Genomic DNA, 4049 nt, shown 5'->3' on the forward strand with positions numbered 1-4049 from the left:
GGTGGACCCCGGGCTCACCCGGTGCGGGGTGGGGGTCGTCGAGGGCGCCCCGGGAAAGCGGCTCCACCTGGTCCACGTGTCGGTGGTGCGGACCGACCCGGATGACGAGGTCGCCCTGCGGCTGCTCGGAATCGAGTCGGGCATCGAGGCGCTGATGGACGAGCTGCGCCCCGATGCCGTCGCCGTCGAGCGGGTGTTCTCGCAGCACAACGTCCGCACCGTGATGGGCACCGCGCAGGCCGCCGGGGTCGCGATGCTGTCGGCCGCCCGGCGCGGGCTGCCCGTCGCGCTGCACACCCCCAGCGAGGCCAAGGCCGCCGTCACCGGCAACGGGCGGGCCGACAAGGCCCAGGTGACCCGGATGGTGACCAGGCTCCTGGCCCTGGACACGGCCCCCAGGCCCGCGGACGCGGCCGACGCGCTCGCCCTGGCCATCTGCCACGTGTGGCGCGGCGGAGCGCGGCAGCGGCTCGCCGCGGCGCAGCGGTCGCGGATCGAGGAGGCGGCCAGGGCCGAGCGCGCGCGGCTGGCCGCCCGGAGCAGAGGAGGAAGCGCCAAGTGATCGCCTTCGTCAGCGGCCGGGTGGCCGCCGCCGGGCCCGACGGCGCGGTGATCGACGTGCACGGCGTCGGGCTCTCGGTGCAGTGCACGCCCGCCACTCTGGCGGGGCTGCGGGTCGGCGACGAGGCCACGGTGCCGACCTCGCTCGTCGTCCGCGAGGACTCGCTCACCCTGTTCGGGTTCGCCGACGACGACGAGCGGACGGTCTTCGAGCTGCTGCAGACGGCGAGCGGCATCGGGCCCCGGCTGGCGCTGGCGATGCTCGCCGTGCACACCCCGAACGCGCTGCGGCACGCGGTGGCGAGCGAGGACGTGACGGCCCTCACGAAGGTGCCCGGCATCGGGAAGAAGGGGGCGCAGCGCATCGTCCTGGAGCTGCGGGACCGCCTCGGCGGCCCGATCGGCGACGGCGCCGGCGACGTCCGCGCGCCCGCCCGCGCCGAACCGTGGCGCGAGCAGGTGCAGCTGGGCCTGATCAACCTGGGCTGGTCCGCGAAGGACGCCGACGCGGCCGTCGACGCCGTCGCCGCCGACCTCGACGGAGCCGGCGAGACCCCGCCGGTCGCGGCGCTGCTGAAGTCCGCTTTGCGGAAGCTGAGCAAATAAATGAGCGAGAGCGAACCGGGGGGTGTGGGGGGGCGTCCCCCCACAGAGACAGGGATGGCTGAGCCGGAGGGTACGGCCGGGTTCGAGCGGCTCGTTTCCGCGGATGCGGACGGGGCCGAGGAGCAGCGGATCGAGGCCGCGCTGCGGCCCCGCAAGCTCGGCGACTTCGTCGGGCAGGAGCGGGTGCGCGAGCAGCTCTCACTCGTGCTGCAGAGCGCGCTGCGCCGCGGCCGGACGCCCGACCACGTGCTGCTGTCGGGCGGGCCCGGCCTCGGCAAGACCACCCTCGCCATGATCATCGCGGCGGAGCTGGGGCAGCCGCTGCGCATCTCCTCCGGGCCGGCGATCGAGCGGGCGGGCGACCTCGCCGCGGTGCTGTCCACCCTCGCCGAGGGCGAGGTGCTGTTCCTGGACGAGATCCACCGGCTGGCGCGGCCCGCCGAGGAGATGCTCTACATGGCGATGGAGGACTTCCGCGTCGACGTCGTGGTCGGCAAGGGCCCGGGGGCGACCGCGATCCCGCTGGACATCGCGCCGTTCACGCTGGTCGGCGCCACCACCCGCGCGGGGATGCTGCCCGGCCCGCTGCGCGACCGGTTCGGGTTCGTCGCCCACATGGACTTTTACGACCCGGCCGAGCTGGAGGTCATCGTCCGGCGGTCGGCGAAGCTGCTCGGGGTGGAGATCGGCGACGACGCGGCGGCCGAGATCGCCGGGCGGTCCCGCGGCACGCCCCGGATCGCCAACCGGCTGCTGCGCCGCGTCCGCGACTACGCCGAGGTCCGCACCGACGGGACCGTCACCCAGGAATCCGCGCGGGCGGCCCTGGCGTTGTACGAGGTGGACGAACGGGGCCTCGACCGGCTCGACCGGGCCGTGCTCGAATCGCTGATGCGCAAGTTCGGCGGCGGGCCGGTCGGGCTGTCGACCCTGGCCGTGTCGGTGGGGGAGGAGCCCGAGACCGTGGAGGTCGTCGCGGAGCCGTTCCTGGTGCGCCAGGGGCTGCTCGCGAGGACGCCCCGGGGGCGGGTCGCCACCGCGGCGGCGTGGGCCCACCTGGGTCTCGCGCAGCCGCCGACCGCGCCGATGGCGGGGACGCTCTTCGACGTGGACGGGGACGCCGGCCGGCCCGGCGAGTGATCATCCCGGTAACGGGTTGGGAACTTCCCGGCGTCACCGGACGTCACGTCGTTGCCGGGGTCTGGCGTACTCTCTAGACTCCGGGACTTGGTTCACCGCCTCCAGCCGGCGGTCCCGTTGCACATGACCGGTCCGGTCACCAGGCTGGGCCAACGACATCGGAAGGATGCCCCAGTAATGGGCGGCGACATGATCATCGCGGCGGAGTCGGGCGGCAGCGGGGCTTTCAACCTGCTCCTCCTCCTCGCCATTCCCCTGGTCTTCTACTTCCTGCTCATCCGGCCGCAGAGCAAGCGCCGCAAGGAGCAGCTGGAGCTGCAGAACTCCATCGAGCCCGGCTCGCGGGTGCTGACGACGAGCGGCATGCAGGCCACCGTCGTCGACGTCGACGACGACGGCCTCGTGCTCGAGATCGCCGACGGCGTCGAGGTGCGCTTCGTGAAGCAGGCCGTCATGCAGGTCCTCAAGGACGACGTGTCCGACGACCTCGATGAGGACGCCGAGGACGAGGACGACGACGAGGCCGACGACCGCGTGGACCTCGCCAAGGACGACGCCGGTGAGAAGGCCGAGGCCGGCGACGAGACCGAGGCCGCGGCCGAAGAGGCCGAGCCCAAGGCGAAGGTCAAGGCCACCGGCAAGTCCGGCACCTGACGCCGCACCGGCGGCGGCACGAGATCCCGGCGGGACCCCCCTCCCGCGGGCGGCGGCCGACCGGTGTATGAAGACGTACTGGACGAGAACGGCGGCGGAGCGAGTCCGCCGCCGTCTTCGTCTGCGGCGCCGGACGCGGACCCCGGCGGACACGACGCACAGGCAGGCAGGAGCAGATGGTGGACCTCGGGAAGCTGATCCGGGAGCGGATCCGCGACGTGGACGACTACCCCAAGCCCGGGGTGGTCTTCAAGGACATCACCCCCCTGCTGGCCGACCACGTCGCCTTCGCCGGCGTGGTCGACGCGATCGTCAACCACCACGGACGCGGCACCATCGACAAGATCATCGGGATCGAGGCGCGGGGGTTCATCATCGCCGCGCCCGTCGCCTACCACTTCGGCGCGGGATTCGTCCCCGTGCGGAAAAAGGGGAAACTGCCGTCGCGGACGGACGAGGAGACCTACGATCTCGAATACGGGACCGAGACGATCGAGATCCACCTCGACGCCCTCGACCCCGGAGACCGTGTGCTGATCGTCGACGACGTGCTGGCCACGGGAGGGACGGCCAGGGCCGCCGCCGATCTCGTCCGCCGCAGCGGCGCCGAGGTCGCGGGCCTGTCGGTCCTCCTGGAACTGTCGTTCCTGCAGGGGCGCGACAAGCTGCGGAATTTGGACGTCCACTCGCTGGTTACGGTCTAGTACGAAATGGGTGCCGGATACACTGGCGCCATCAGGGACCGGTGGCGACGGGCGCATCCCGCGGGGCGCGGTGACCATGCGTCCGGATGGACCAAGGAGGCTGGGTGCCCGGTGAGGTGGTATCGACCGACGCGGTGAACGACGCCGTCCGGGCCGCCGGGACGGGCCCGGTGGCGGAGTCCGCGCGGGAGCGGGACGCGCGGGTCGCCGACCCGTCCGGCACGCCCGCGCCGCGCCGCGCCGCGCAGGCCGGGGCCCCGCCCGGCCGGTCCGCCGCCGAAGCGCCCGCCGAGCCGCCGCCCGAGCCGTCCCGGGCGCCGGCGAAGAAACCCGGGGCGCCACGGCGCCGCCCCGCGACCGAAGCTCCCGGCCAGGCTCCCGCCC

General features: G+C 73.6%; 5 protein-coding genes and 1 pseudogene. All 6 read left to right on the forward strand.

All coding sequences use genetic code 11. The features are described from left to right. Window position 1 precedes the first annotated feature (1 nt). The gene (gene ruvC / locus E1200_RS31700) at window positions 2–562 is read left to right on the forward strand and encodes a crossover junction endodeoxyribonuclease RuvC (protein ID WP_243709001.1); all 561 of its coding nucleotides are present in this window, start codon (window positions 2–4) and stop codon (window positions 560–562) included. Next, window positions 559–1167 carry a Holliday junction branch migration protein RuvA gene (ruvA, locus tag E1200_RS31705; protein ID WP_131956095.1) on the forward strand — a complete coding sequence of 203 codons (609 nt, stop codon included), beginning with the start codon at window positions 559–561 and terminating at the stop codon, window positions 1165–1167. Before ruvC ends, ruvA begins: the two co-directional genes overlap by 4 nt. Window positions 1168–1221: 54 nt before the next feature. Then, complete coding sequence (gene ruvB / locus E1200_RS31710) at window positions 1222–2307, forward strand: Holliday junction branch migration DNA helicase RuvB (RefSeq protein ID WP_131956097.1); 1086 nt, start codon at window positions 1222–1224, stop codon at window positions 2305–2307. Window positions 2308–2484: 177 nt separating this feature from the next. Beyond that, window positions 2485–2961 carry a preprotein translocase subunit YajC gene (gene yajC, locus E1200_RS31715; protein WP_165950549.1) on the forward strand — a complete coding sequence of 159 codons (477 nt, stop codon included), beginning with the start codon at window positions 2485–2487 and terminating at the stop codon, window positions 2959–2961. 176 nt (window positions 2962–3137) lie between these two features. Next, window positions 3138–3665 carry an adenine phosphoribosyltransferase gene (locus tag E1200_RS31720; protein WP_207933644.1) on the forward strand — a complete coding sequence of 176 codons (528 nt, stop codon included), beginning with the start codon at window positions 3138–3140 and terminating at the stop codon, window positions 3663–3665. Between the two features lie 104 nt (window positions 3666–3769). Continuing rightward, window positions 3770–4049: pseudogene (locus tag E1200_RS31725) on the forward strand (hypothetical protein); the annotation flags it as partial.

This window comes from Actinomadura sp. GC306, from assembly GCF_004348665.1.
GTDB lineage: Bacteria > Actinomycetota > Actinomycetes > Streptosporangiales > Streptosporangiaceae > Spirillospora.

Bases quoted from the DNA above. Each gene is read 5' to 3' on its own strand.
- ruvB (WP_131956097.1), top strand. From the start codon at position 1,222: ATGGCTGAGCCGGAGGGTACGGCCGGGTTCGAGCGGCTCGTTTCCGCG.
- E1200_RS31720 (WP_207933644.1), top strand. From the start codon at position 3,138: ATGGTGGACCTCGGGAAGCTGATCCGGGAGCGGATCCGCGACGTGGAC.
- yajC (WP_165950549.1), top strand. From the start codon at position 2,485: ATGGGCGGCGACATGATCATCGCGGCGGAGTCGGGCGGCAGCGGGGCT.